The organism is Microbacterium sp. Root1433D1 (genome assembly GCF_001426835.1).
In the GTDB taxonomy this organism is placed as follows: Bacteria; Actinomycetota; Actinomycetes; order Actinomycetales; family Microbacteriaceae; genus Microbacterium; species Microbacterium maritypicum.
The window spans coordinates 900,183-924,205 of sequence record NZ_LMFN01000001.1 but is presented as its reverse complement, the minus strand read 5'-3'; the positions used below and the strand labels follow the sequence as shown (position 1 = coordinate 924,205).

Here is a 24,023-nt window from a genome sequence, read left to right as displayed (position 1 = left end):
TCAACGCAACTGCGCGAACCTCTCGACCTTCGTGGTCGGACCGACGACGAGCACGGTGTCTCCTTCGCCCAGCACGGTGTCGGCCTCGGCGTTTCGCCATTCCCCTCGTTCGGGTCGATACGCGGCCACCGTGATCCCGTGGGTGCTGCGCACGGCGGCCTCTCTCAAGGTGATGCCCTGCAGGTGCCGGGGTGCGACGGTCTTGACGATCGCGTAGCCGCGGTCGATCTCCAGGTAGTCGGCGGCGGCGCCGCGCACGAGGTGGGCGACGCGTCGGCCCATGTCCTTCTCCGGATAGATGACGCGATGCACGCCGAGCTGTTCGAGGACCGCCCCGTGCTGCTCGTCGACCGCTTTGGCCCAGATCACGGGTACCTGCAGCTGGAGCAGCAGGGACGCGGTGAGGATCGACGCGGTGATGTCGTTGCCGATCGCGAGGACGACACGATCGAACTCGCCGACCGCGAGCTGTCGGAGCACGTCGAGCCGCGTCGAGTCCGCTCTGACCACCTGCGTGAGCTCGCCGTTGAGGGACTGCACGATGTCCTCGTCGGCGTCGATGCCGAGGACCTCGGTGCCCGACGACATCAGTTCGAGCGCGAGGGAGGTCCCGAAGCGTCCGAGGCCGATCACCGCGACGGAATCGGCTTCGGCGATGCGCCGGGCGTCAGGGGTGAAGGAGAGGAACTTGGTCATGTGGTGTCCTTGTCGTCGAGCGATCGTGCAGGGGAGACCGGTCAGCCGATCGCCGGGCGTTCCTTGGGCAGCTCGTACGCCGTCTGCCGTTGGCGCAGGGCCAGCGCGGAACCCAGTGTCAGCGGTCCGAGCCGGCCGAGGAACATCAGGAGAACGAGGATGAGCTGCGCGGCCGCCGGCAGATCGGCCGTGATGCCGGTGGACATGCCGACGGTACCGAACGCCGAGACGACTTCGAAGAGCACGCGATCGAGGTCGAGATCCGTCATCGCGAGTATCGCGATCACTGCGCTCATCACCGCGGCGAGGGCGACGATCACCACGGTGATGGCCTCCCTGTGCACAGACCGCGAGAGCCGCTTGCCGAACACGTTCACCGCGGTCCCGCCGCGAAACTCGGTCCACATGATGAACAACAGGACGGCGAAGGTCGTCACCTTGATGCCGCCGGCGGTGCCTGCCGGTCCGCCTCCGATGAACATCAGCACATCTGTGACGAGCCAGGTCTCATCGTGCATGAGCGAGGTGTCCACGGAGTTGAAGCCGGCCGTGCGGGCCTGCACCGAATGGAAGAACCCCGCCAGCATGCGGGAGGCGGGATCGAGCGGTCCCAGCGTGCCGGGATTGTTCCACTCCACGACCACCGTGAACCCCGTGCCGAGGGTGAGCAGGACGAGGGTGGCGACGAGCACGATCCGCGTGTTCATCGACCAGTGCAGCGGGTTCCTGAACTCCTTCCGGAGCTGTCGAAGCACGGGGAAGCCGAGCCCGCCGAGGATGATCGCGATGCAGATCGGGATGCAGATCCACGGGTCGGACACGAACCCGATCAGGCTGTCGGTGTACAGCGCGAACCCCGCGTTGTTGAAGGACGACACGGCGTGGAAGACGGCGTGCCAGGCGGCTCGGCCCACGTCGTAGTCGTAGCCGGTCCAGAAGCGGACGAACAGGACCGTCGCGACCGCCGCCTCGATGATCAAGGTCGTGATCAGGATGCCGATCGCGGTGCGCTTCATGTCGCCCACACCCGTGGACTTCGTCTCGGTGCCGGCGAAGATCCGTGAACGCACGCTGAGCTTGCGAGCGAGCGCGAAGCCGATCAGGGCCGCGAAGAGCATGATGCCGAGCCCGCCGAGCTGGATCAGGAGCAGGATCACGACTTTGCCGAACGGGCTCCAGTAGGTCGCGGTGTCGACCACGATGAGTCCCGTCACGCACACCGCAGAGGTGGAGGTGAAGAGCGCATCGACGAAGTTCGTCCAGACGCCGCTGCGCGACGAGAACGGGAGCATCAGAAGCGCGGTGCCGACGAGGATCGCCGCCCCGAAGCCGAGGGCGATCGCCTGGGCGGGGGCGAAGCCCCGCCGACGCGGGAGGCGACGCGCCGGAGCGGGGAGGGTCAACACGAGAAGTGACGTTACTCCTCGAGACGATCATCCGGGTGCCGCCGGGCGGACGGAGACGGTGCACGACGGCCTCGACGGCCGCCTCGGAGAGGTCCGGGTCAGGTCTCGTTCCAGAGCCGCCGGTAGTACGCGAGTCGGTCGCGGTCGGGGTCGACGCCGTACGCCTCGATGAGGGTGTCCTCCCATCCGGTGCCGAAGTTCCACATCGTGCTCATCGATGCCACGGCGATGTCGGCCCAGCGGTCGGCGACTCCGAGGGCGGCGAGATCGACGAAGGCGGTGGGGCGTCCGTCGGCGTCGAGAAGCGTGTTGGGCATGCAGGCGTCGCCGTGGCACACCACCGGCCGGTCGATCGGCGGTGCCTGGAGCAGGTCTTCGGCCACGATCGTGCCGCGCTCCGCGGCGTCGGCGATCCGCTGGTGCGTGCTCCATTCCCAGGGGCACTCGGCCACCGGCAGTGCATCGTGGAGCGCGCGAAGGCCGACGCCGACCGCTCGCACCGCGGTCTCCGGTTCGGCGGCCCAGCGAGGGTCGACGGCGCTGCTCGCATCGATCGCGACCGTGACGAGCCACTCGTGCGCGTCATCCTGGCCCTGCTCGAGCACCTCGGGCACCGAGATCCAGGTACGCGCCCACCTCATGCGCTCGGCTTCGTCGCGCATGTTCGCCTCGTCGTCGAGCGGCCCCCACTTGATGTACCGGCCGTCGTCGGTGCGGAAGGTCAGCCCCCCGATCCCATTGAGCCAGACCGGTGTGAGCGCGGCGCCGCGGGCGAGCTCGCGAACCCGCACCGGGACGTCGACGGAGGTGGAGGGGATGCTCATCCGTCCATCCTGCCCGACCACGATGAGCGGGATCCTGCCATCGATCCAGGCGGTGTCGTAGGCTCGCTCTCGATGCAGTTCCCCCGGTCGTGGTGAAACCAAGAACCACGTAGGCTGATACTGCGTTCCATCAATGCATGTCGCACGACGACGTTCGAAGGAGAACATCAGATGCAGATCAGCGGACAGGGTGCACTCATCACCGGTGGGGCCTCGGGGCTCGGGCTCGCCACGGCGCGTCGGCTGGTCGCCGCGGGAGCGCACGTCACGATCATCGACCTCGCCTCGTCGAAGGGTGCCGAGACCGCGGACGAGCTCGGCGGACTCTTCGTCGCGGCGGACGTGACGAACGCCGATGAGGTGCAGGCGGCCGTCGCGGCCGCGCAGGCGGCGGCTCCGCTGCGCGTCGTCGTGAACTGTGCAGGGATCGCTCCGCCTGCGAAGGTGCTCGACCGCGAGGGCAATCCCGCCGTGCTCGCCGACTTCGAGCGCGTGATCCGCATCAACCTCGTCGGCACGTTCAACGTCATCTCGCAGGCCTCTGCCGTGATCGCCAAGAACGAGCTGCACGACGAGGAACGCGGCGTCATCGTGAACACCGCGAGCGTCGCCGCGTTCGACGGCCAGATCGGCCAGCCCGCCTACTCCGCATCCAAGGGCGGCGTGCACGCCATGACCCTCCCCGTGGCGCGCGAGCTCGCCCGCTACGGCATCCGGGTCTGCACGATCGCTCCCGGCATCATGGAGACGCCGATGCTGATGGGTCTCCCGCAGGCCGCGCAGGACTCCCTGGGCCAGCAGGTCCCCTTCCCGTCGCGGCTCGGTCGCCCCGACGAATACGCCGTGCTCGTGCAGCAGATCGTCGAGAACGGCTATCTCAACGGCGAGACCATCCGCCTCGACGGCGCCATCCGCATGGCGCCGCGCTGACCCCGCGGCTGCCTTTCCCTTCGCGATCGAGAACCCAGGAGAACCCATGTCCCTTGCAGGCAAGACCATCCTGATGTCGGGCGGCAGCCGCGGCATCGGCCTCGCGATCGCGCTGCGGGCTGCCGCAGACGGTGCGAACATCGCGATGCTCGCGAAGACCGACACCCCGCATCCGAAGCTCGAGGGCACGATCCACACCGCCGCCGAGCAGATCCGCGCGGCGGGTGGCCAGGCCCTGCCGATCGTCGGCGACGTGCGCGACGACGACGACATCACCGAGGCGGTCATGAAGACGCAGGGTGAGTTCGGCGGCATCGACATCGTGATCAACAACGCCAGCGTGATCGACCTCTCGCGCTCGCTCGACCTGAACGCCAAGAAGTACGACCTGATGCAGGATGTCAACGTGCGCGGAACGTTCATGCTCTCGCGAGCGGCGGTGCCGATCCTGAAGGATGCCGAGAACCCGCACATCCTGTCGCTGTCGCCGCCCTTGAACCCCACCCCGAAGTGGCTCGGCGCGCACACCGGGTACACGCTCGCCAAGTTCGGCATGACCATGGTCACGCTCGGCCTCGCCGCCGAGTTCGCGCGCGACGGGATCGCCGCCAACACGCTCTGGCCGCGCACCACGATCGCGACCGCTGCGGTGCAGAACCTCCTCGGGGGCGACAAGGTCATGGCCGCCAGCCGCACGCCCGACATCTACGCCGATGCCGCCTACGCCGTGCTGCTCAAGCCCGCGGCGTCGTTCACCGGGCAGACGCTCATCGTCGAGGACGTGCTCGAAGCCGACGGCGTCACCGATTTCTCCGGCTACGCCGCGATCCCCGGCACCCCCGACGACGCGCTCTTCCCCGACATCTTCCTCGACTGAGACGCGGGGGATCTCCCTAGAACAGCAGGTACACGGCGCCGACGATCGTGAGGACGATCACGATGCGGTCGAACACCCGCTGATTCATCTTCCGCGCGACCCACAGGCCCAGGAGCGCACCGGCCACGACGAGCGGGGCGAGGACGGCATCCATCAGCAGCACGGGTGTCTCGAACAGACCCAGGCCTGCGAGGAACGGCACCTTGATCGCGTTGATGATGGCGAAGAACCATGCCGACGTGCCGAGGAACACCTGCACCGGGGTGCGTGTGGCCAGGAAGTACATCGACATGACCGGCCCCCCGGCGTTCGCGACCATGGTGGTGAAGCCGCCGAGCGTGCCGTAGGTACCGGCGAGCACGATGCCACCGGACGGCGGAGCCGCGGCGTCCGCCCTGCTCTGCCGCCACCGGCGCCACAGCGTCACCGCGATCATCAGCAGCAGGATCACCCCGATCGCGCGGCGGACGATGCCGTCGCCGGCGAGCGCGAGGAAGGCGAATCCGACCAGGAGGCCGGCGATGACCGCGGGGGCGAGGCGCAGCAGCGTGGGCCAATGCGCATGCCGACGGTAGGCGATGAGCGCGAACACGTCGCCGACCATGAGCAGCAGCAGCATCGCCGCCGTGGAGGTGCGTGCGGGCAGGACCGCCGCGAACAGCGCGATCGCGAGGATGCTGCCGCCGGGAAGCGCCGTCTTCGAGATGCCGATCGTCACCGCGGCCAGGGCGAGCGCCGACCAGGCCCACGGATCGAGCGCGATCACCTCTCGAGCTCGGCGACGATCGCGTCATAACCGCGCGCTGCGGCGAGCAGATCGCGGGTGGCGTCGATCACAGTGGCCTCCTGGGTCGGCGGGTGCGGGGCGATCAGTCTCGCGTGGCGGCGAGAGCCGCCGCGAACCGTGCAGCGCGCTGCTCGATGTCGGCCCAGTCGGCAGCCTTGATCGACGCGCCGTTCGCGAGGTCGCCCCCGGCGCCTACCGCTACCGCGCCGGCGGCGAACCACGCGGCGAGGTTGTCGGGGCTGACGCCGCCGGTGGGCATCAGTGGAGCGTCGGGGAACGGTCCGCGCAGGGCGCCGAGGTACGAAGGGCCGCCGAGGGAGGCCGGGAAGATCTTCACCACGTCGACGCCGAGCTCGAGTGCGGCCATGACCTCGGTGGGCGTCATGGCTCCGGTCATCACGACGCGACCCGTGTCGAGCATGCTGCGGGTGAGGTGGGGCAGCGTGCCGGGGCTCACCAGGAACTCGGCGCCCGCCTCTGCGGCCTGCTCCGCCTGCGCTGCCGTGGTCACGGTGCCGGCGCCGATGTGGGCGGCGTCGCCGTGGCGTGCGATGAGCTCGCGGATGACGGCGGGTGCATCGGGCGTGGAGAAGGTCACCTCGATGCCCGTGACACCGCCGCGGATGATCGCCTCGGAGGCCTCGAGCGCCAGTTCAGGGGAGGGGGCGCGGAGAACGGCGAGGATGCCGGTGGTGCGGGCGCGGTCGAGACGGTCGGGCATGGGGCTCCTTCATCGGGCGGGCTCGTCCATTCTCCCGGGCGCAGCCTGTAACGACAAGTTGGTCAGGAGGCGTGGGTGCGCGGCCAGGCCTCGATCAGTTCCTTCGACTCCTTGAGGCCGAGTCCGGTGTGTTGGCGCAGCGTCTTGATCGCGGCGATGGCGGAGTCGCCGGCGACCATCCTGTCGATCTCGGTGGCGACCGACGGCGGCAGCGACGCGCGCACAGACGACGGGGTCATGGCGGTCGGGGTGATCGAGGAGCGTGTGGCCGTGGCGTTCGACACGGCTGCGAGGTGCGGCGCCGTGGTGCTGACCGACCAGTGCTCGATGCGGTCCTTCGCCTCCTTGAGGCCGACGCCCGAGTGGTCGCGGTAGAGCTTGATCGCGTGGATCTTCTGCCCGGCTGAGACGAGCCGGTCGATCTCGGCGATCACGGTCGGCGTCAGACCGGAGGCCGACGCCGACGCCGACGAGGCCGGAGCCGTGCGCGCGGTCGTGGGCGACGGGGTGAACACCTGTGGCTCCGGCAGCTTCGGGCGCATGCCGCGCAGTGCGACCGCGAGGATCGCGACGACCACGATCAGGCCGACGACGATCGCGATGATCCACAGCACGGCATCCATGGTCTCAGTCTAGAGAGGTCGCCCCCAACGCCCCAGGGCGTTCCCATCCGCCACCGCGTACCCTGGAGGGTATGACCGAGACTCCCCGCACGCGCGAGACGCGCCCCGCAGCATCCGCGTCCGCCCCGCAGGGTCGGCCCGCCCAGGGCAAGGTCCGCGAGACGCGCACGGCGCAGGTGCGCCCCGCGACCGAGGGATGGACCCAGCAGAAGGATGCCGAGGGGCGTCCGCTGCTGCAGTTCGCGAGCCCCAAGCGCGGCAAGCCGCCGGTGCACCTGGCCGACCTCACGCCGGCCGAGCGCACCGAGAAGGTCAAGGAGCTCGGGCTTCCGGGCTTCCGCGCGAAGCAGCTGTCGACGCACTACTTCCGTCACTACACGTCCGACCCCGAGCAGATGACCGACCTCCCGGCCGACACCCGGGAGCAGCTCGTCGCCGGCATGCTCCCGCCGCTGCTCACCGAGGTGCGACGCCTGGAGACCGACCGCGGCGACACGATCAAGTTCCTGTGGCGCCTGCACGACGGCGCCCTGGTCGAGTCGGTGCTCATGCGCTACCCCGGCCGCATCACGCTGTGTGTGTCGAGCCAGGCCGGCTGCGGCATGAACTGCCCGTTCTGCGCGACCGGACAGGCGGGGCTCACCCGCAACATGTCGACGGCCGAGATCATCGAGCAGATCGTCCGCGCCAACCGTCTGATCGCCGAAGGCGGGCTCGGCGGCAAGAAGGCCGATGACCACAGCATGGAGCGTGTCTCGAACATCGTCTTCATGGGCATGGGGGAGCCGCTCGCCAACTACAAGCGCGTGATGGATGCGGTGCGCTCGATGGTCGCCCCGCAGCCCGACGGCCTCGGCATGAGCGCGCGCGGCATCACGGTGTCGACCGTGGGCCTCGTGCCCGCGATCAAGAAGCTCGCCTACGAGAACATCCCGGTCACGTTCGCGCTGTCTCTGCACGCGCCCGACGACCACCTGCGCGATGAGCTCATCCCCGTGAACTCGCGGTGGAAGGTCGACGAGGCCCTCGATGCCGCCTACGAGTACTACGCCAAGACCGGTCGCCGCGTCTCGATCGAGTACGCACTCATCAAGGACATGAACGACCACGCCTGGCGTGCCGACCTGCTCGCCGAGAAGCTCAATCAGCGTGGCCGCGGCTGGGTGCACGTGAACCCGATCCCGCTGAACCCGACGCCCGGCTCGATCTGGACCTCGTCGGAGATCCCGGTGCAGAACGAGTTCGTGCGCAGGCTCAACGACGCCGGTATCCCCACGACCCTCCGCGACACCCGCGGCAAGGAGATCGACGGCGCCTGCGGTCAGCTCGTCGCCACGACCGAGGACGAGGCCGCTTCCGCCGCGATCGGCTGAGGCGCACCCGCTCGGCGTCCGTCCGCGGCACCCAGCCGTTCGGCGCGGTCGAGCCACCGCGTGATGGTGGCATCGCTCGCGTCCTTCACACCGAGCATGCGGTGCGTGCGCACCGAGCGGATCCCGCAGAAGCGCATCGTCCCTCGGGCGACGTGGGTCTGCGCGGGCAATCCGGTGAACGGCACGAAGTACCAGGGTGTGTCCGCGAGCAGGAGCAGGCGGCCGTGGCGTGCCGGCAGCAGGCCCTCGACGAGACCGAGCTTCGTGTACCGGTACTCCTGCTGCGGCAGCAGGGCGCGGTCGAAGAAGCCCTTCAGCAGGGCGGGGACCGACCCCCACCACAGCGGCGTCGCGATGACGACCGTGTCGGCGCTCTGCAGTGCACGCTTCGCCTCGACGAGGTCGGGCTCGAGCGTCATGCGCTCGCGGTAGCCGAAGCGCAGGTTCGGGTCGAAGTCGAGGTCGCGGAGGGCGAGCACGCGTGCGTCGCCGTGGGCTGCGGCGTAGCGCTGCGCGAGCGCGGCGGTCAGGGAGCGGGCATCGGGATGGCCGTCGATCACGAGAGCGGACATGGCGGGATTCCTATCTGGACAGTGTCAAGCTGGTGGACACTGTCAAGATAGGAGAGGATGTTGCTCATGTCAAGTTCGAAGGACGGCTACCACCACGGCGATCTCGCCCGTGCGCTGGAAGACGCCGCGATGCAGCTGCTGGAGCGCATGCCCGCGGCGGAGATCAGCCTGCGCGAGGTCGCTCGGGCCGCGAACGTCAGCCACAACGCTCCCTATCACCACTTCTCGGACCGGCTCGGACTGCTGAAGGCGATCGCCGAGCGCAGCATGGCCGACCTCCTCGACCGGGTCCGCGCCGCCGCCGAGAACGCCCGCACCCCGCGGGCCGCGCTCACCGAGGGGGGATCCGCGTACATCCGTTTCGCGGTCGAGCATCCGCACGCGTTCGATGCGGTCTACGACCCGACCGTCTGCGTGCCCGGGGCTCCCACCCCGACGATGGCGCCTCTGATCGACGGGCTCGAGGCCGTGCTCGCCGAGAGTGCAGCCGCCGCGGGCCTGGACCGACCGACCGATGTCGTCGCGCTGTGGGGTCTGATCCACGGGCTCGGAACGCTGGCCGCCGCCGGGCACTTCACGCTCGACGACGGGCTCTCCGCCTATGCCGCCGCCCTCGATCGGCTTCTGCGCGCAACCTGATCTGCCCGGTTCCGCCGCCCAAGCTGTGAGTCGCTCAAAGCACTCTTCCACGCGATGCACAGGCGACCTTTCGTAGATTGTTCGGATGCCCTATTCCGCCCATCGACCGGGTCGCTACGACTCGCAGGGTCGGATCATCCTCGACAGCGAACCCGACGCCGTCACGGATGACCTCGACTTCCTGCGCGAGTTCGAGCCCACCGGCACGGACGACGCCACCCGTGAGGCGTCCGCATCCGCGCCGTCGGAGGCGACCCCGATCGCCGACGCCCTCGTCTCAGAAGAGCCCGCCCCGGTGAAGCCCCCGCGCGCGCGCCGGCCCCGCAAGACGCGCCCACCGCGCACTCCCGGTTCGCGCGCGCGGACCCTCGCGATCCTCGGAGGAGCGGAAGGCGAGATCCTCGACCGCGTCCCCGGCGAGACGCCGCGCTTCGTGCAGATGTTCTTCGTGCTCGCCGGCACCGCGCTCGTCTCGGCGATCTCGATGCTCTTCGCCCTCACCACCGGTGTGCAGGCGGCCATCTGGCTGGCCGTGCCGCTGGCGCTCGTGTGGGCGCTCATCATCTTCAACCTCGACCGCTTCCTCACATCGACCATGAGCTCGACGAGGAACGTCTGGCGCCTCATCGGCCTCGCGATCCCGCGTGTGATCATGGCCGCGATCATCGGCTTCGTCGTCGCCGAGCCGCTCGTGCTGCAGATCTTCCACAACGACATCGCCCGCGAGGTCGCCTCCACCAACATCACGCAGTCGCAATCCGACCAGGAGGCTCTCGAATCGGGGCCGGAGAAGATCGCGCTCGACGCGGCATCCGCCAAGGTCGCCGAGCTCGAGAACCAGGCGGCGACCGGCATCGTCGCGGGGACGGACGCGTCGTCGGCCACGGAGTCTGCTGCCCAGGCGACGGTCGATGACGTGACCGCGAAGATGACCGCTCAGCAGGCCGTGATCGACCAGGCTCGTGTGCTGTACCAGTGCGAACTGACGGGTGAGGGTGCCGGCACCGTTCCCGGCTGCACCGGCGTCAACGGCCAGGGCGCCAGCTCGGATGCCGCCAAGGCGCAGCTCGCCGAGGCCCAGCAGACCTACGACGCGCTCGCCGCGCAGCTGCGCACCGCGAACGAGGAGCTCGCCGCTGCGGGAACCGCCGCGAAGGAGAACACCTCGTCGTCGGAGGCGCAGAACCGCGAGCAGGCGAAGTCGCAGCTGCCGACCGCCCGCGACTCCTACGACCAGGCACTCGCCGCGTACAACGCGCGGGCCGACGCCGTGGCGCAGGGCAACGCCGGGGCCGTCGGGCTGCTCAGCCAGATCAGCGGACTCAACCGGCTGAGCGAGAAGGAGCCCTCTATCCTGTGGGCGCACATCCTGATCGCCGCGCTGTTCTTCATGATCGAGCTGCTGCCGGTGCTCGTGAAGGTGCTCACGAGCTACGGTGACCCGAGCCTCTACGAGAAGGCCGCGGCGATCCGCAAGCAGGTCGCACTCGACCGGGTGACGGCCGAGGGGTTCCGTGACCGCGCCAAGATCGTGACGGACCAGTCCCAGGAGGTACAGGCCGAGGCGGGCTCCGGTGAGCCGCAGACGCGTGCGGAACGCCGAGAGGCGGCCGAGGCGCAGGAGCGGGAACGGGCGGAGAAGCGCGCGCAGGCGCAGACGCTCGAGGAGCAGGAGCAGCTGGTTCGTCCGACGATCGGCTGAGCCGGGCACCGCGGTGCGGCGAGGCTCCGCGAGGCTCCGGTCAGGCGAGTTGAGCAATGCGCTCCGGCATCCGTGGCGCCTGCTGCGGGGAGAGCTCGCTGATCCGGATGCTTCCCCGCGCCGGGTCGTCGCGGACAGCGGCGGCGATCGAGCGGATCAATGCAACGGTGGACGGGGTGCGTGCCCAGCGCGCTCCGGTCAGCAGTGCCTCGATGCGGGCGAGCGGATGCTGAAGCGTCACATCGTGCTGGCGGACATCATCGCTGAGCCACTCCAGGAGCTGTGCGATGGTCCAATCGGGGTTGATTGGTCCAGGCTCTGAAGGACTGCTGGCGAAATGCGTGTTCATTGGTCCAGAATCGGTTCTCATGAGCGTGAAAGACAGGGCCAATGGCGGGCCAATGGATCAGGTATCGGCCATTGCTGCGGGACGAGCGGCATCTCTCGTGCACGCAGGTGACGTGTCGTCGGAGGCGCTCTCGGCACGGCTCGGCCGCTGGACACAGGGAGACGGCACTCTCGCCGCCCGGCTCTCGAGGGGCATCGAGAGCCTCATCGCGAGTGGCGAGCTGCGCCCGGGGGACCGGCTGCCCGCGGAGCGCGCACTGGCAGCCGCAGGCTCCGTCTCGCGCGGCACGGTCGTCGCCGCGTACGCCGACCTCGCCGAGCGCGGTCTCGTCGACCGGCGGCAGGGGAGCGGCACCCGCATCGCCGGGACAGCCGCAACCGCCGTGCCCGCCCAGCGACCGGGGCGAGGAGAAGCCCTGTTCTCCGCACTGCCGAACGCGATCGATCTCCTGCGCACCGTGCCGCAGATCTCCGACCTCGGGGTGCAGCTCATCCGCGATCACAAGCCGCGGCTCGACCTCGCTCTGCTGCCCGAGACCGACCCTGCGGGCCTGCCTGCCCTGCGCGCCCTCATCGCCGACATGTACACCGCGGAGGGGACCCCGACCACACCGGAGCAGATCCTCGTCACCCACGGCGCGCAGCAGGCCATCAGCCTCGTGGTGAATGCGCTCGTGGGGCCCGGCGACATCGTGCTCGCCGAGGAGATCACCTGGCCGGGAGTCACCGACTCGGTCGGACTGCGCGGTGGCACGGTGCACGGCGTCCCGATGGGTGACGACGGTCTCGACGTCGACGCGCTGGAGCAGGCGCTCGCCCGACTGCGCCCCGTGCTCGTCGCGCTGAACCCGCATCACCAGAATCCCACCGGGTCGCGCCTGCCAGCCCCCGCGAGGCACCGGGTGGCCGAGCTCGCCGCGCAGTACGGCGTTCCCGTCATCGAAGACCGCGTGCTCGCGGGCATCTCCTTCGACGGGGTCGTACCGCCCACGCTCGCGGCCGAGCGCGCGGATGCCCCCGTCATCGTGGTCGAGTCGGTGTCGAAGTGGGTGTGGGCGGGGCTGCGGATCGGCTGGTTGCGCGCCGACCCCGTGCTCGTGCGACGGCTGCGCGGTGCGCGCCAGCTCGCCGACCAGTCCACCAGCGTGCCGGCCCAGCTGCTCGCGCTCGACCTAATCGCCCGCGCCGACGACCTGCGCCGGGCGAACAGCCGCATCCACCAGGAACGGCTGAGACTGCTCCAGGCGCTCATGGCCGAGCACTTGCCCGACTGGACGGTCGAACCGCCCCGTGGCGGGCTCTCGCTGTGGGTGCGGTTGCCCGCGGGGTCGGCGGCGGCGCTCGCCAGGACAGCCGCAACGCACGGCGTCTCGGTCGCGGGGAGCGCGGCGTTCGCGGTATCCGCGTCGCCGGACGACCACATCCGCATCCCGTTCACCGCACCCGACGACGTGCTGGCAGAGGGGGTCCGCCGACTCGGAGCGGCCTGGCGCGAGTATCGGGAGACTCTCGGGATGTCCTCTTAGGCTGACCCGCATGACTCGGATGCAGCGTCGGACCATGCGGACGCAGACGCTGTGGATCTCGATCGTCGGCGTGCTCGCCGTCACGATCTATGCCGCGCTCGCCGCGGTGCAGATCCTGGTGCTCAATCCACTCGCCGCCGCTCCCGGTAGATCACTCGACGAGATCCATGCGGAGATGTCGAACGCCGGTGAGAGCCTGATGCCGGGCCAGGCGTTCTTCATCCTCGGTGTCGGCATCGCCCTGGCTGTGGCGCTCGCGGTCGTCGCGGTATGCACCGCTGCGCATCCGCTGATCCCGGCGATGGGTTTCCTGGTGCTGCTGATGCTCGGGGCGGGGGGTTACTTCATCGCCTCGTTCGGCGCCGGCATGGGACTCGCCGACGCCTTCGGCATCGGCGGGGGCGACTACTCGCCATGGGCACGCCCCCTCTATGCCGTGAGTGCGCTCTCCGCCGTCGCGCTCGTCGTCGTCGGAGTCATGGCCGCGGTACGACCACGCTCCGCTCCTGCGACCGCCTGACCTCTTCCCTCGCATCCGGCCCGGCCATAGTGGGCAGCCAGTAGCGTTGATCCATGGTCAACTATCGCTATCTCGGCAACAGCGGTCTCAAGGTCTCGGAGATCACCTACGGCAACTGGGTCACCCACGCCTCACAGGTCGGCGACGACGCCGCCGTGAAGACCGTGCATGCCGCCCTCGACGCCGGCATCACCACCTTCGACACCGCCGACACCTACGCCAACACGGCCGCGGAGGTCGTGCTCGGCAAGGCGCTGGAGGGTCAGCGCCGCGAGGGGCTGGAGATCTTCACGAAGGTCTACTTCCCGACCGGCCCCAAGGGACCGAACGACACCGGCCTGAGCCGCAAGCACATCTTCGAGTCGATCAACGGCTCGCTCACGCGCCTCGGCACCGACTATGTCGACCTGTACCAGGCGCACCGCTTCGACTACGAGACCCCGCTCGAGGAGACGTTCCAGGCCTTCGCCGACGTCGTCCGCCAGGGCAAGGCGCTCTACATCGGCGTCTCGGAGTGGACCGCGGAGCAGCTGCGCGAAGGGCATGCTCTCGCCAAGCAGCTCGGCATCCAGCTCATCTCGAACCAGCCCCAGTACTCGATGCTGTGGCGTGTCATCGAGGGCAAGGTCGTGCCGGCATCCGAAGAGCTCGGCATCTCGCAGATCGTCTGGTCGCCGATGGCGCAGGGCGTGCTCAGCGGCAAGTACCTCCCTGGTCAGCCGGTGCCGGAGGGCTCGCGTGCGACCGACCCCCACAGCGGCGCCGACTTCATCAAGAGCTTCCTGCAGGACGACATCCTCACCGCCGTCCAGCGCCTCAAGCCGATCGCCGAGCAGGCGGGCCTGTCGATGCCGCAGCTCGCGATCGCGTGGGTGCTGCAGAACCCGAACGTGGCAGCGGCCCTCGTCGGAGCCTCGCGTCCGGAGCAGCTCGCCGAGACCGTCAAGGCCTCTGGTGTGAAGCTCGACGCCGACACCATGACCGCGATCGACGAGGCCCTGGGCGACACGGTCAACCGCGACGCGGAGGCGACGTACTCGACCTCCCCGAAGACGCGCCTGGTCTGAGTGCCCTGATCTGACGCCGAGACCCATCGGTAGCGTCGAGACCCACCCCCGCTGACGTATGCGGGGGTGGGTCTCGACGTTGGGCGTGGGTCTCGGCGCTCGTCTTACTCCTTGACGGCGCCGGCGGTCAGGCCCTGCACGATCCAGCGGCTCGCGAGAGCGAACATCGCCATGGTCGGCAGGATCGTCAACACCGCGGCGGCACTCATCGAGCCCCAGTCGATGTTGAAGGTGGAGATGAAGCCGTTCAGCGCCGAGGGCACGGTGCGGTTCGCGTCGGTGTTCATCAGCACGACCGAGAGGAACAGCTCGTTCCAGCAGTTGACGAAGTTGAAGATGAACGCCGCGATGATGCCGGGGGTCATCACCGGGACGAGCACGCGGAACAGAGCGCCCAGGCGTGAGCATCCGTCGATCATCGCCGCCTCTTCGAGCGCATCCGGCACGTTCTCGAAGAAGCCCCGCAGCATGACGGTCGAGAACGGGATGCAGATCGCGATGTACACGAGGATGAGCCCCGGCTTGGTGTCGACCAGGCCGAGGTCGGTCATCATCGAGTAGAGGGGCCCGAGCGCGATGAACGCCGGGATCATCTGGGTCAGCAGGAACGCGATCAGGATCGCCCCCTTGCCGCGGAACTCGAACCGGGCCAGCACGTAGGCGCTCAACAGGGCGATGAGGGTGGCCACGGCACCGCCGACGACCGCGACCAGGGCGGAGTTGCCGAGGAAGACCCCGAACGAGCTCTTCTGGAACAGGCTGATGTAGTTCTCGAGCGACGGCTCGCTCGGCCAGTACTCGATCGGGAAGCGGTTGATCGTGCCCGGCGACTTGATCGACGTCAGCGCGATCCAGTACAGCGGGAACAGCGTGATCACGAGCCAGAGCCCCAGGCCCACGACACGGATGATGCCGCCGATCGTGACGCGCGGCTTCGGGCGCGGTGCGGATGCCGGGTCGGGCACGGTGATGCGGCGGGTCTCGGTGATCGAGGAGCCCGTCCGCGAGGCGTCTGTCATGGTCATCGCTGCACTCTCCGCATCGCCATCAGGTAGAACGCGCAGAACACGAACAGGACCGCCATCACGATGAGGCCGATCGCGCTCGCGAAGCCGTAGTTGCCCTGTTGGGTGTAGTTGATCATCCAGGTCGTGATGATGTGCGTCTGGTTGGCGGGTCCGCCGTTGGTCATCGCGTAGATGATGTCCGGGAAGTTGAAGATCCAGATAACGCGCAGCAGGATCGTCAGCAGCAGCGTCATCGAGATGTACGGGATGATGATCGAGAACAGCTGACGGAACTTGCCGGCGCCGTCGAGGCTCGCCGCCTCCAGGATCTCGTCGGGGACCGACTGCAGGGCCGCGAGGATCATGATCGCGAAGAACGTCACCCCGTACCAGACGTTCGCGACGATCACCGCGAACATCGCGAGCTTCGGGTCGGCCAGCCAGGGCAGCGGTGCATCGATCAGCCCGGCCTTCATGAGCAGGTCGTTGACCACGCCGAACTCGGCGTTGAACATCCAGCGGAACAGCATGCCGATGAGGAAGCCCGACACCGCCCACGGGAAGAACACGAGGGCCTGGTAGAGCCCGCGGAAGCGGAACCTCTTGCGCAGGGCGAGCGCGATCAGGAACCCGATCACGAGCTGCGGAACGAGCGAGCCGACGACCCACAGCACGGAGTTTCCCGCGACGGTCGGGAAGGCCGGATCGCGGAACACCGCGAGGAAGTTGTCGAAGCCCACGAACGGCGTCGACGTGAGATCCCACAGGTTCCAGTCGTGGAAGGCCATGCGCGCGCCCTGCAGCATCGGCCAGTAGGTGAACCAGCAGACGAAGACGATCGCCGGCGCGAGGAAGGCCAGCAGCGTCCATGCCTGGCGGCCGCGGAACGGGCGCCGGCGCGATGCCGGGGAGGCCCCGACGGCTGGCTGCTGCGAAGCAGTGCCGACGGAGCCTCCCTTCTGAGCGGTGCGGGCCACAGGTCAGCCCTTTTCCGCGGCGTACTTCTCGGTCCAGAACGCATCCCACGACGCCAGCAGGTCGCTGGTCGACATGTTGCCCAGCAGCACGTTCTGCACGTCCTGGTCGGACTTCTGGATCCACTCGGTCCACCAGCTGACCCCGCGCGGCTGACGCACGTTGACGTACGTCTCCGGGTCTTCCGTCATGGTGACGTAGCTGGTCCACGGGCCCGACGAGTAGAAGTCGTCGTCGGCTGCGGCCGTGATGATCGGCACCAGGCTGTTGGCCTGAGCGAACTCGGTGGCGGGCTCGGCCGACGAGAGGAACTCGACCAGCTTGACGGCCGCCTCCTTGTTCTCGCTGTTCTCGGCCACGCCCCAGCCGGCGACGGCGAGCGGCTGGGCGGCCTTGCCCGACGGGCCGACGAGCAGCGGAGCGGTGTCCCACTGGTCCTCGGTCAGCGAGGAATCCTGCACGGTCGCGATGACCTCGGGGTCCTGCAGCAGGAAGGCGGTGGTGCCGTTCGTGAAGCCGGCGACCATCTCGGGGTAGCCCCACGAGACGGCGGAGGGCGGGGAGGCCTTCTTGAACAGGTCGAAGTAGTCGTCGACGGCATCCTGCGCCTCGGGGGCGGCGAAGATCGTCGAGCCGTCCTCCATCAGGAACGCGTCGTCGACGTCGAGTCCGTCGATCGTGTACGCCTCGATGGCTGCGACCACGTTGCTGTTGGCGTTCTGGCCGCCGCGGAAGGCGTAGCCGTAGATGTTGTTCGACGGGTCCTGGATCGCACTGGCCTGCTCGAGCAGGTCCTTCCAGCTGTGCGGCGGGCCGTCGAACCCGGCGTCCTTCACGAGGTCGGTGCGGTAGAACAGCGACAGCCCGTAGAAGCCGTAGGGAACGAAGTAGCTCTTGCCGTCGGCGGCGACCGAGGCGGACTGGGCGTTGTCGGTCAGGGCGTCCCAGCCGTCCCACTTCTCGAGGTCGGGGCCCAGGTCGTACAGCCAGCCGTTGTTCGCGAACGGTCCGACGGTGATGTCGCGCACCTCCAGCACGTCGACGCCCTTGCCGGACTGCAGCATCTGCTGGATCTTCGCGTCGGCCTGCTCGGTGGGAGGGGAGACCAGGTTGACCGTGATCTTCGGGTTCGCCTTCTCGAAGTCGTCGAGCAGCCCGCGCAGGAGCTCGGTGCGGGCGGGGTTGGTCAGGCTCTCGACCATCTGCAGGGTGACGGCGCCGTCGGCGGACGGGCCGGAACTTGCGGAACAGCCGGTGAGAGCGAGGACGGCGACGGTGCCGAATCCCGCTGCGGTCGTCAAGATCTTGTTCTTCACGATGTGCCTCTCGGTGGGGTGGGGGTGGATGTTGCGGTCGGGCGGGGGATGGACGCGGTCAGGGAAGGACGAGGGAGTCGGCGCGGCGGATGCCGGCACGGCTGAGGATCTGCGGGACGCAGCGCTCGACGAAGGCCTCGTAGTCGGCGGCCTCGTTGTAGAGGTGGGCGGAGAGTCGGAAGTAGCCGACGCCGCGGAAGCTGGTGAAGGCCGTCTCGACGCCCACCTCGTCGAGCAGGTCCATGCGCAGGGCATCGGCCTCTTCGCGGGTCGCGCCGAGCCCGAGCGGAAGGCGCACGAGTCGCATCGACGGCACGGGCGAGGGGAGCGGGGTGAGCGGGTCTTCGTCGCCGTAGGGGCGCAGGGCTTCGGCGATCACCGCGGCACCGGCATCCGCGATCTCCGCCATCGCCGTGCGCGCGGCCGCCCAGCCGAACTCGCTCTCGATGAAGTCGATCGCGGTCGGGGTCGCCAGGTAGGTCGTGGCGTCGATCGTGCCCTGGGTGTCGAAGCGGGTGGGATACGGCTCGCGCGCGGACCAGGAGTCGATGAGCGGCCAGAGCTCGTCGCGGTCGGGAGCGGTCGTGACGAGCAGGGCAGAGCCGCGCGGGGCGCAGGGCCACTTGTGCAGGTTGCCGAACCACCAGTCGCCCCCCGCGACCGCTGCCGCGTCGGGGATGAGGCCGGGGGCATGGGCGCCGTCGACGAGTGTGCGCACGCCGCGCTGGGACGCGGCGTCGGCGATGCGCCGCGTGGGCAGCAGCCGCGCGGTGGGGGAGGTGATCTGGTCGACGACGATCAGGCGGGTGCGGGGCGTGAGCGCATCGGTGAAGAGCTGCACGATCTCGTCGTCGGAGGCGAGCAGGGGCAGGGCGACGGTGCGGACCGTCGCACCGAACCGGCGGGCGAGGCGCTCGGCTCCCATCGTGATGGCCCCGTACCCCTGGTCGGTCACGAGGATCTCGTCACCGGTCTCGAGCTGCAGCGCGTTGTAGACCACGGTCGCCGCCGCGGAGGCGTTCGGCACGAAGGCGCTGTCCTCCGCACGCGCGCCCACGAACGGGGCGGTGCGCTCGCGAGCCTCCTGCACGCGTTCGGCGATGCGCGGGAACCACTCGACGGGGCTGAGATCGGCGCGGCGGCGCAGGGCGTCCTGATGCTCGACGACGACGGACGGGACCGCGCCGAAGGATCCGTGGTTGAGGTGGATCACTTCCCGGTCGAGGGGCCAGGCGTCGCGCGCTCGCATGCCGGAGTTCAGCGTGAGCGGTGCGGGGAACAGCGGTGCGGGCATCAGTCCTCATCGATGAGTCGGGCGAGTTGTTGCACAACTTTGCCACATGCCGTGGAAAACTGCCACGAAAAGGTGAAGATGAAACATAGTTGTCATACGAGTTCCCTGCGAAGGGGAGTTCCGACAGACTTCACGAGGGGCGGGGGAGTGTCAGAGAGGATGACGATGAGCGCACTCGACACGGCGCTGCACGGGCTGCGGGCGCTGATCGCCGACGGCGCGCTGCGGCCCGGCGACCGGCTGCCGAGCGAAGGCGAGCTCTGCGAACGGCTCGGCGTCTCCCGGGGATCCCTGCGCGAAGCGATCCGGATGCTGGCCGCTCTCGGTGTGCTCGACACCCGTCACGGCTCCGGCAGCTACGTCAGCGAGCTGCGTGCCGCCGACCTGATCGGCAGCCTGTCACTCACCGTCGGACTGCTGCCGATGGCCGGAGTGCTGGAGCTGACCGAGCTGCGCCGCGTGCTCGAACCGCATGCCGCCGCTCTCGCCGCAGCCCGCATCGACGAGGACACGGTGGCGTCGCTGGACCGTGTGCTCGACGAGATCGAGGCGACCACCGACTTCGAGGCGCAGTCGCGGCTCGACCACGAATTCCACATGGCGATCTCCGGCGTTGCGGGGAACGAGGCGCTGACCAGTCTGATCGACGTGCTGCGTTCGCGTTCGAGGGCCTATCGGATCTCCGACCCCGAGGACGCCGCCGAGCTGAAGGTGCACTCGGATGCCGGCCACCGTGCGATCCTGCGCGGACTCGCCGCCGCCGACCCTGTCGCCGCGAGTGCTGCGGCCTCGGCGCACGTGGCGTACACGGAGTACTGGGTGCGGAGGTACTCCGGCCTCGAGGACTGACGCGCGTTCTGGCGGAATGCTCAGCCGAGGGTGATGTCGACCTGGATCTCGGCGGCGATGCGCTCGAGGTCTGCGCGCAGGGCGTCGAGGTCGACGGAGGCCGGAACCTTCGCGGTGACCGATGCCTCGAACAGGCGGCCTCCGGCCATGGCGGCATCCCTGGTCTCGGTGGCGAGCTCCTCGATGCTCAGGGCATGCGCGCTCAGCACGCCGGAGACTTCGCGCACGATGCCGGGGCGGTCGTTGCCGAGCACCTGGATCTCGAGCAGCTGATCGTCGTCTGCGGCGGCATCCGGGGTGCCGGTGAGCACGGCGAGCGTGAGGAGCCCCTGGCCCTGGAGGCCGCACAGAGCGCTCTCGAGCTCCGCCGCCTGCTCGGTCGGCACCGAGACCTCGATCACGCCCGCGAACGTGCCGGCGAGTTCGGCCAGCGAGCTGTTCTCCCAGTTGCCGCCGTGCGCGTCAACGACATCGGCGACAGTGGCCACGAGGCCAGGACGGTCTGCACCCGCGACGGTGAGGATCAGAGTAGTCATGCGGCCAGCGTAGCCCGCAGCCCTCACTCCACCCAGACGCCGGACTCCAGGAACCCGTCGAGTCGTGCCCGGTGCGGGGCGAGGTCCCAGCCTTGGGCGGCGACCCACTCGTCGGAGTAGTAGGTGCCGGCGTAGCGGACACCGCTGTCGCAGATCAGGGTCACGACGCTGCCGGTCTCGCCCGCGGCCCGCATGCGGGCGATGAGCTGGAACGCGCCGTAGAGGTTCGTGCCCGTCGAGCCCCCGGCCCAGTGCAGGGTGCGTTCGCGCAGCAGGCGGATCGCGGCGATCGAGCCGGCATCCGGAACCTGAATCATCTCGTCGATCACGGTGGGCACGAACGAGGCCTCGACCCGGGGGCGGCCGATGCCCTCGATGCGGCTCGGACGCCCGGCCGGCGGGTCCACGGTGCCGGCCCATCCGTCGTAGAAGGCCGAGCCCTCGGGATCGACGACCGCGACCTTGGTGTCATGTCGGCGGTACTTCACGTAGCGGCCGAACGTCGCGCTCGTGCCACCGGTGCCGGCGCCCGTGACGATCCAGGAGGGGATCGGATGCCGTTCCTGGGAGAGCTGGCTGAACACGCTCTCGGCGATGTTGTTGTTGCCGCGCCAGTCGGTCGCGCGCTCGGCGAACGTGAACTGGTCGAGGTAGTGGCCGGTGCAGTCGGAGGCGAGGCGCTGCGCCTCGGGCGACATGTCCTCTGCCCGGTCGACGAAGTGGCAGGTGCCGCCGTAGAACTCGATGAGGTCGATCTTCTCCTGCACGGTCGAACGGGGAACGACCGTGATGAACGGCAGCCCCAGCATGCGGGCGAAGTACGCCTCGGAGACGGCGGTCGATCCGCTCGACGACTCCACCAGTGTGGTGTCTTCGCGGATGCGTCCGTTGACCAGGCCGTAGAGGATCAGCGAGCGCGCGAGGCGATGCTTGAGGGAGCCCGTGGGGTGCACGGACTCGTCCTTCAGGTAGAGGTCGATGCCCCACTCGGAGGGCAGCGGGAACAGGTGCAGGTGGGTGTCGGCGCTGCGGTTGGCATCGGCTTCCAGCAGGGCGATCGCGGTGCTGGTCCAGTCGCTCATGCCCTCGACATTACCGGCCGCTCAGCCGACCGTCCCGGCACGGGACGCCCCGCCTTCGCCATCGACGTGCAGCAGCGAGGCCTGCGACTGCTCCTGCTGCAGTTGGAACTCGAAGCGCGAGCGGTCGCCGCGGTGATACGCGATGAAGTACTCGATCGGCGTGCCGTCGGAGCTGCGGCTGATGCTGCGCAGACGCAGCAGGGCCGAGCCGGCGCTCACTCCCAGGTGCTGTGCCTGCTCGTGCGTGGCCACGGTCGCCTCTGCTGAGCGCACGCCGTGCGTCGCGACGATGCCGTTGTCGGCGAGCAGTCGGTACAGAGAGCCCTCGGTCAGGTCGGCGCCGAGCGTCACGGAGCCGACGGCCTCCGGCATCCAGGTCGTCGACAGCGACCACGGCTCGCCGTCGACATGGCGCAGACGCTCCAGTGCGACGACGGGCGACCCCACGGGCACCTCCAGCGCCAGGGCGACCTCTTCATCCGCCGTCGTCTGCTCGTGCCGCAGCACGTCGCTGTGCACATGGCCGCCGCGGCGCTCGACATCGTCGTACAGACCGACCAGCGTGTGCACCAGGCTCTCGCTCGTGCGGGGACGGGAGACGAAGGTGCCCTTGCCCTTCACCCGCTCGACGAGTCCCTCGTGTTCGAGCTGGGCGAGCGCCTGGCGCACGACGGTGCGCGAGATGCCGTAGCGCTCGCACAGTCGATGCTCGCCGGGCAGCGGGTCGCCGGGCTGCAACCCGTCGCGCGCGATGCCGTCGATGATCAGCTGGCGCAGCTGGTCGTACATCGGTGCAGCGGAGTGCCGGTCGATCGCGTCGTCGACGAGGGCCATCAGTACGCCACTCCCGCGTGCAGGATCACGTTCGCGTAGGGGGTGAACTCCCCCGACCGCACGAATGCGCGGGCGCCGTGGCTGAGCTTCTTGAACTCGACGTGCGGGAGGAGTTCGATCTCGAATCCCATCCCGGCGAACCGCTCCCGCAGCGCGGCCAGCACCTCCGGGCTCTTCTCGGCGACCTCTGCCGAGACCGTCGCCCCCTCCACGACCAGCTCGGCGAGCACGGTGTCGAGCACGTCGAGGAAGCCCGGAGCCCCCGGCCGATATGCAAGGTCGATGCGCTCGGAGCCCGGGGGGATCGGCAGGCCCGCGTCGGTGACGACGAGCAGGTCGGTGTGGCCGGTCTCGCTGATCACGCGGGAGAGCGCGGGATTGATCGTGGTGGCTGTCTTGCGCATGTGGCTCCTCGGTGCTCCGCAGGTTCGGTTCGCGAGTTCGGTTCGCGAGTTCAGTTCGCGACGGGTGCGGCCGCGCGCTCCGTCAGGAACGCATCGACCTCGGCGCGGTGGGGAAGGCTCGGCGACGCCCCCTGCTTGGTGACGGTGAGCGCGCCAGCCGCGGTGGCAAGGCGCACGGCATCCGCCAGGGTGCTGCCGTTCGCGAGCGCTGCACCGAGGTATCCGGCGTAGGCGTCGCCCGCCGCGGTCGTGTCGACGGCCTCGACCGGGAACGGAGGGATCACGGATGCGCCCTCGGCCGTGACGACGCACGACCCCTGGCCCGCGAGGGTGATCACGGCGGCGCCGACGCCCTGGGCGAGGAACCAGCGTCCGGCGCGTTCGGCCGATGCGGCATCCGTCACCTCGATGCCGCTGATCAGCGTCGCCTCGGTCTCGTTGGGGGTGACGATGTCGATGCTCCGCCAGATCTCCGCATCGAGCTCGGCGGCCGGTGCCGGGTCGAGGATGACCGTCATCCCGTGCTCGCGTCCGCGCGCGGTGATGTGCGCCGTGAGTGCCGACGGCGTCTCGAGCTGGGTGAGCAGCACCGAGGTCGTGGGGGCGAGAGCTGCGAGCGCCTCGTCGATCTGCGCGGCGCTGAGGGCGGCGTTGGCGAGCGGCACCATCACGATGTCGTTCTGCGCCGAGGAGTCGACCCGGATGTGCGCGATGCCGGTCGGGCCGGGAACCGTGCGCAGGTGCGTGAGGTCGACGCCCGCTGCCGTGAGCCCGTCGACGACCAGGTCGTGGAAGAGGTCGTCTCCCACGCAGCCGACGAAGCTCGTGCGTGCACCGGAGCGACCGGCGGCGACGGCCTGATTCGCGCCCTTGCCCCCCAGCATGAGGGTGAACTCGTCGCCGAGGATCGTCTCGCCTCTGGCCGGCAGGCGCCCGGAGAAGGTGGTCACATCGGCCGTGACGCTGCCGACGATGACGACGCCGGTGCGGTCCTCGGGGTGTGCGGGGGTCATCTCGCTCCTGATCTTCCTCGACGGCAGGCATGGCCGTCGCTTTGACAGACCGCGATGGCTGTCATTACATTAGCCGAATCCGCACCTGTAACGACAGGTTGT

Annotated in this window: 26 protein-coding genes; 9 read left to right on the top strand and 17 right to left on the bottom strand. The window is 69.2% G+C overall.

The window, feature by feature from the left end; genetic code table 11:
- The 3 genes from ASD13_RS04480 to ASD13_RS04470 form a co-directional block, all read right to left on the bottom strand.
- Nucleotides 1-696: a potassium channel family protein gene (locus ASD13_RS04480; protein ID WP_082531386.1), complete on the bottom strand. Its 696-nt coding sequence runs from the start codon at nucleotides 694-696 to the stop codon at nucleotides 1-3.
- 41 nt (nucleotides 697-737) lie between these two features.
- Complete coding sequence (locus ASD13_RS04475) at nucleotides 738-2,102, bottom strand: TrkH family potassium uptake protein (protein WP_055866162.1); 1,365 nt, start codon at nucleotides 2,100-2,102, stop codon at nucleotides 738-740.
- Between the two features lie 98 nt (nucleotides 2,103-2,200).
- On the bottom strand, nucleotides 2,201-2,926 hold the full coding sequence (locus tag ASD13_RS04470; protein WP_055866159.1) for an aminoglycoside 3'-phosphotransferase: 726 nt from the start codon (nucleotides 2,924-2,926) through the stop codon (nucleotides 2,201-2,203).
- Between the two features lie 171 nt (nucleotides 2,927-3,097).
- Between ASD13_RS04470 and ASD13_RS04465 the strand changes: the two genes are divergently transcribed.
- A complete protein-coding gene (locus tag ASD13_RS04465) occupies nucleotides 3,098-3,856 on the top strand; it encodes an SDR family NAD(P)-dependent oxidoreductase (protein ID WP_055866157.1) in 759 nt (252 codons plus the stop codon).
- Nucleotides 3,857-3,902: 46 nt separating this feature from the next.
- Nucleotides 3,903-4,733 (top strand): SDR family oxidoreductase, encoded by an 831-nt coding sequence (locus ASD13_RS04460; RefSeq protein ID WP_017829524.1) that lies wholly within the window; start codon nucleotides 3,903-3,905, stop codon nucleotides 4,731-4,733.
- Nucleotides 4,734-4,749: 16 nt separating this feature from the next.
- Here the strand turns inward: ASD13_RS04460 and ASD13_RS04455 are convergent, their stop codons facing one another.
- The 3 genes from ASD13_RS04455 to ASD13_RS04445 all read right to left on the bottom strand — a co-directional run bounded on the left by ASD13_RS04455 (nucleotide 4,750) and on the right by ASD13_RS04445 (nucleotide 6,864).
- On the bottom strand, nucleotides 4,750-5,499 hold the full coding sequence (locus ASD13_RS04455) for a sulfite exporter TauE/SafE family protein (RefSeq protein WP_055866155.1): 750 nt from the start codon (nucleotides 5,497-5,499) through the stop codon (nucleotides 4,750-4,752).
- Between the two features lie 103 nt (nucleotides 5,500-5,602).
- The gene (locus ASD13_RS04450; protein ID WP_055866152.1) at nucleotides 5,603-6,241 is read right to left on the bottom strand and encodes a bifunctional 4-hydroxy-2-oxoglutarate aldolase/2-dehydro-3-deoxy-phosphogluconate aldolase; all 639 of its coding nucleotides are present in this window, start codon (nucleotides 6,239-6,241) and stop codon (nucleotides 5,603-5,605) included.
- A 62-nt stretch (nucleotides 6,242-6,303) separates the two neighbouring features.
- Nucleotides 6,304-6,864, bottom strand: coding sequence for a ribosomal protein L7/L12 (locus ASD13_RS04445; RefSeq protein WP_055866150.1), 561 nt, complete (start codon nucleotides 6,862-6,864; stop codon nucleotides 6,304-6,306).
- Nucleotides 6,865-6,935: 71 nt separating this feature from the next.
- Here ASD13_RS04445 and rlmN point away from each other — a divergent pair, with 71 nt between their 5' ends.
- Nucleotides 6,936-8,237: a 23S rRNA (adenine(2503)-C(2))-methyltransferase RlmN gene (rlmN, locus tag ASD13_RS04440; protein ID WP_200942449.1), complete on the top strand. Its 1,302-nt coding sequence runs from the start codon at nucleotides 6,936-6,938 to the stop codon at nucleotides 8,235-8,237.
- Here rlmN and ASD13_RS04435 read toward each other — a convergent pair.
- Complete coding sequence (locus ASD13_RS04435; protein WP_055866148.1) at nucleotides 8,186-8,809, bottom strand: NAD(P)H-dependent oxidoreductase; 624 nt, start codon at nucleotides 8,807-8,809, stop codon at nucleotides 8,186-8,188. The genes rlmN and ASD13_RS04435 overlap by 52 nt on opposite strands.
- Before the next feature lie 66 nt (nucleotides 8,810-8,875).
- Between ASD13_RS04435 and ASD13_RS04430 the strand changes: the two genes are divergently transcribed.
- Both ASD13_RS04430 and ASD13_RS04425 read left to right on the top strand, forming a co-directional pair.
- Entirely contained in the window at nucleotides 8,876-9,448 is a 573-nt protein-coding gene (locus ASD13_RS04430) for a TetR/AcrR family transcriptional regulator (protein ID WP_055866903.1), read from the top strand.
- An 85-nt stretch (nucleotides 9,449-9,533) separates the two neighbouring features.
- Nucleotides 9,534-11,150, top strand: coding sequence for a DUF4407 domain-containing protein (locus ASD13_RS04425; RefSeq protein WP_055866145.1), 1,617 nt, complete (start codon nucleotides 9,534-9,536; stop codon nucleotides 11,148-11,150).
- A 40-nt stretch (nucleotides 11,151-11,190) separates the two neighbouring features.
- Here ASD13_RS04425 and ASD13_RS04420 read toward each other — a convergent pair whose 3' ends face one another.
- Nucleotides 11,191-11,499 carry a hypothetical protein gene (locus tag ASD13_RS04420; RefSeq protein ID WP_055866143.1) on the bottom strand — a complete coding sequence of 103 codons (309 nt, stop codon included), beginning with the start codon at nucleotides 11,497-11,499 and terminating at the stop codon, nucleotides 11,191-11,193.
- Between the two features lie 97 nt (nucleotides 11,500-11,596).
- Between ASD13_RS04420 and yczR the strand changes: the two genes are divergently transcribed.
- From yczR to ASD13_RS04405, 3 genes are read left to right on the top strand one after another with little or no spacing between them, the layout of a single operon-like run.
- Nucleotides 11,597-13,024: an aminotransferase-like domain-containing protein gene (gene yczR, locus ASD13_RS04415; RefSeq protein WP_082531385.1), complete on the top strand. Its 1,428-nt coding sequence runs from the start codon at nucleotides 11,597-11,599 to the stop codon at nucleotides 13,022-13,024.
- 34 nt (nucleotides 13,025-13,058) lie between these two features.
- On the top strand, nucleotides 13,059-13,544 hold the full coding sequence (locus ASD13_RS04410) for a hypothetical protein (RefSeq protein ID WP_082531418.1): 486 nt from the start codon (nucleotides 13,059-13,061) through the stop codon (nucleotides 13,542-13,544).
- A gap of 53 nt (nucleotides 13,545-13,597) precedes the next feature.
- Nucleotides 13,598-14,611 (top strand): aldo/keto reductase family protein, encoded by a 1,014-nt coding sequence (locus tag ASD13_RS04405; RefSeq protein WP_017829513.1) that lies wholly within the window; start codon nucleotides 13,598-13,600, stop codon nucleotides 14,609-14,611.
- 104 nt (nucleotides 14,612-14,715) lie between these two features.
- Here the strand turns inward: ASD13_RS04405 and ASD13_RS04400 are convergent, their stop codons facing one another.
- Genes ASD13_RS04400 through ASD13_RS04385 form a run of 4 tightly spaced genes read right to left on the bottom strand, consistent with a single transcriptional unit; the run spans nucleotide 14,716 to nucleotide 19,203 of the window.
- The gene (locus ASD13_RS04400; protein WP_200942448.1) at nucleotides 14,716-15,636 is read right to left on the bottom strand and encodes a carbohydrate ABC transporter permease; all 921 of its coding nucleotides are present in this window, start codon (nucleotides 15,634-15,636) and stop codon (nucleotides 14,716-14,718) included.
- Complete coding sequence (locus ASD13_RS04395) at nucleotides 15,633-16,595, bottom strand: carbohydrate ABC transporter permease (protein ID WP_055866136.1); 963 nt, start codon at nucleotides 16,593-16,595, stop codon at nucleotides 15,633-15,635. Before ASD13_RS04395 ends, ASD13_RS04400 begins: the two co-directional genes overlap by 4 nt.
- A gap of 3 nt (nucleotides 16,596-16,598) precedes the next feature.
- Nucleotides 16,599-17,909 (bottom strand): ABC transporter substrate-binding protein, encoded by a 1,311-nt coding sequence (locus ASD13_RS04390; RefSeq protein ID WP_017829510.1) that lies wholly within the window; start codon nucleotides 17,907-17,909, stop codon nucleotides 16,599-16,601.
- A 58-nt stretch (nucleotides 17,910-17,967) separates the two neighbouring features.
- Nucleotides 17,968-19,203, bottom strand: a complete 1,236-nt coding sequence (locus ASD13_RS04385) for an aminotransferase class V-fold PLP-dependent enzyme (protein WP_055866133.1) — start codon at nucleotides 19,201-19,203, stop codon at nucleotides 17,968-17,970.
- Between the two features lie 165 nt (nucleotides 19,204-19,368).
- Here ASD13_RS04385 and ASD13_RS04380 point away from each other — a divergent pair, with 165 nt between their 5' ends.
- Nucleotides 19,369-20,052, top strand: coding sequence for a FadR/GntR family transcriptional regulator (locus ASD13_RS04380; protein ID WP_055866131.1), 684 nt, complete (start codon nucleotides 19,369-19,371; stop codon nucleotides 20,050-20,052).
- Between the two features lie 20 nt (nucleotides 20,053-20,072).
- Here the strand turns inward: ASD13_RS04380 and ASD13_RS04375 are convergent, their stop codons facing one another.
- The 5 genes from ASD13_RS04375 to ASD13_RS04355 are packed head-to-tail and all read right to left on the bottom strand — an operon-like array spanning nucleotide 20,073 to nucleotide 23,921.
- Nucleotides 20,073-20,588 carry a glycine cleavage system protein R gene (locus ASD13_RS04375; RefSeq protein WP_055866128.1) on the bottom strand — a complete coding sequence of 172 codons (516 nt, stop codon included), beginning with the start codon at nucleotides 20,586-20,588 and terminating at the stop codon, nucleotides 20,073-20,075.
- A gap of 23 nt (nucleotides 20,589-20,611) precedes the next feature.
- Nucleotides 20,612-21,670 (bottom strand): PLP-dependent cysteine synthase family protein, encoded by a 1,059-nt coding sequence (locus ASD13_RS04370; RefSeq protein WP_055866126.1) that lies wholly within the window; start codon nucleotides 21,668-21,670, stop codon nucleotides 20,612-20,614.
- A 21-nt stretch (nucleotides 21,671-21,691) separates the two neighbouring features.
- Entirely contained in the window at nucleotides 21,692-22,504 is an 813-nt protein-coding gene (locus tag ASD13_RS04365) for a GntR family transcriptional regulator (protein ID WP_055866124.1), read from the bottom strand.
- Nucleotides 22,504-22,908 (bottom strand): D-ribose pyranase, encoded by a 405-nt coding sequence (gene rbsD / locus ASD13_RS04360; protein WP_055866122.1) that lies wholly within the window; start codon nucleotides 22,906-22,908, stop codon nucleotides 22,504-22,506. The genes ASD13_RS04365 and rbsD overlap by 1 nt, the downstream gene beginning before the upstream one ends.
- A 50-nt stretch (nucleotides 22,909-22,958) precedes the next feature.
- Nucleotides 22,959-23,921: a ribokinase gene (locus ASD13_RS04355; protein ID WP_055866120.1), complete on the bottom strand. Its 963-nt coding sequence runs from the start codon at nucleotides 23,919-23,921 to the stop codon at nucleotides 22,959-22,961.
- Between the last annotated feature and the right edge of the window lie 102 nt (nucleotides 23,922-24,023).

Coding starts and splice junctions, on each gene's coding strand:
- ASD13_RS04430 (WP_055866903.1), top strand. CDS start 8,876: ATGTCAAGTTCGAAGGACGGCTACCACCACGGCGATCTCGCCCGTGCG.
- ASD13_RS04435 (WP_055866148.1), bottom strand. CDS start 8,809: ATGTCCGCTCTCGTGATCGACGGCCATCCCGATGCCCGCTCCCTGACC.
- ASD13_RS04400 (WP_200942448.1), bottom strand. CDS start 15,636: ATGACCATGACAGACGCCTCGCGGACGGGCTCCTCGATCACCGAGACC.
- ASD13_RS04425 (WP_055866145.1), top strand. CDS start 9,534: ATGCCCTATTCCGCCCATCGACCGGGTCGCTACGACTCGCAGGGTCGG.
- ASD13_RS04375 (WP_055866128.1), bottom strand. CDS start 20,588: ATGACTACTCTGATCCTCACCGTCGCGGGTGCAGACCGTCCTGGCCTC.
- ASD13_RS04370 (WP_055866126.1), bottom strand. CDS start 21,670: ATGAGCGACTGGACCAGCACCGCGATCGCCCTGCTGGAAGCCGATGCC.
- ASD13_RS04480 (WP_082531386.1), bottom strand. CDS start 696: ATGACCAAGTTCCTCTCCTTCACCCCTGACGCCCGGCGCATCGCCGAA.
- ASD13_RS04470 (WP_055866159.1), bottom strand. CDS start 2,926: ATGAGCATCCCCTCCACCTCCGTCGACGTCCCGGTGCGGGTTCGCGAG.
- ASD13_RS04420 (WP_055866143.1), bottom strand. CDS start 11,499: ATGAACACGCATTTCGCCAGCAGTCCTTCAGAGCCTGGACCAATCAAC.
- ASD13_RS04445 (WP_055866150.1), bottom strand. CDS start 6,864: ATGGATGCCGTGCTGTGGATCATCGCGATCGTCGTCGGCCTGATCGTG.
- ASD13_RS04405 (WP_017829513.1), top strand. CDS start 13,598: ATGGTCAACTATCGCTATCTCGGCAACAGCGGTCTCAAGGTCTCGGAG.
- ASD13_RS04365 (WP_055866124.1), bottom strand. CDS start 22,504: ATGGCCCTCGTCGACGACGCGATCGACCGGCACTCCGCTGCACCGATG.
- rbsD (WP_055866122.1), bottom strand. CDS start 22,908: ATGCGCAAGACAGCCACCACGATCAATCCCGCGCTCTCCCGCGTGATC.
- ASD13_RS04355 (WP_055866120.1), bottom strand. CDS start 23,921: ATGACCCCCGCACACCCCGAGGACCGCACCGGCGTCGTCATCGTCGGC.
- ASD13_RS04465 (WP_055866157.1), top strand. CDS start 3,098: ATGCAGATCAGCGGACAGGGTGCACTCATCACCGGTGGGGCCTCGGGG.
- rlmN (WP_200942449.1), top strand. CDS start 6,936: ATGACCGAGACTCCCCGCACGCGCGAGACGCGCCCCGCAGCATCCGCG.
- ASD13_RS04410 (WP_082531418.1), top strand. CDS start 13,059: ATGCGGACGCAGACGCTGTGGATCTCGATCGTCGGCGTGCTCGCCGTC.
- ASD13_RS04380 (WP_055866131.1), top strand. CDS start 19,369: ATGAGCGCACTCGACACGGCGCTGCACGGGCTGCGGGCGCTGATCGCC.
- ASD13_RS04450 (WP_055866152.1), bottom strand. CDS start 6,241: ATGCCCGACCGTCTCGACCGCGCCCGCACCACCGGCATCCTCGCCGTT.
- ASD13_RS04385 (WP_055866133.1), bottom strand. CDS start 19,203: ATGCCCGCACCGCTGTTCCCCGCACCGCTCACGCTGAACTCCGGCATG.
- ASD13_RS04460 (WP_017829524.1), top strand. CDS start 3,903: ATGTCCCTTGCAGGCAAGACCATCCTGATGTCGGGCGGCAGCCGCGGC.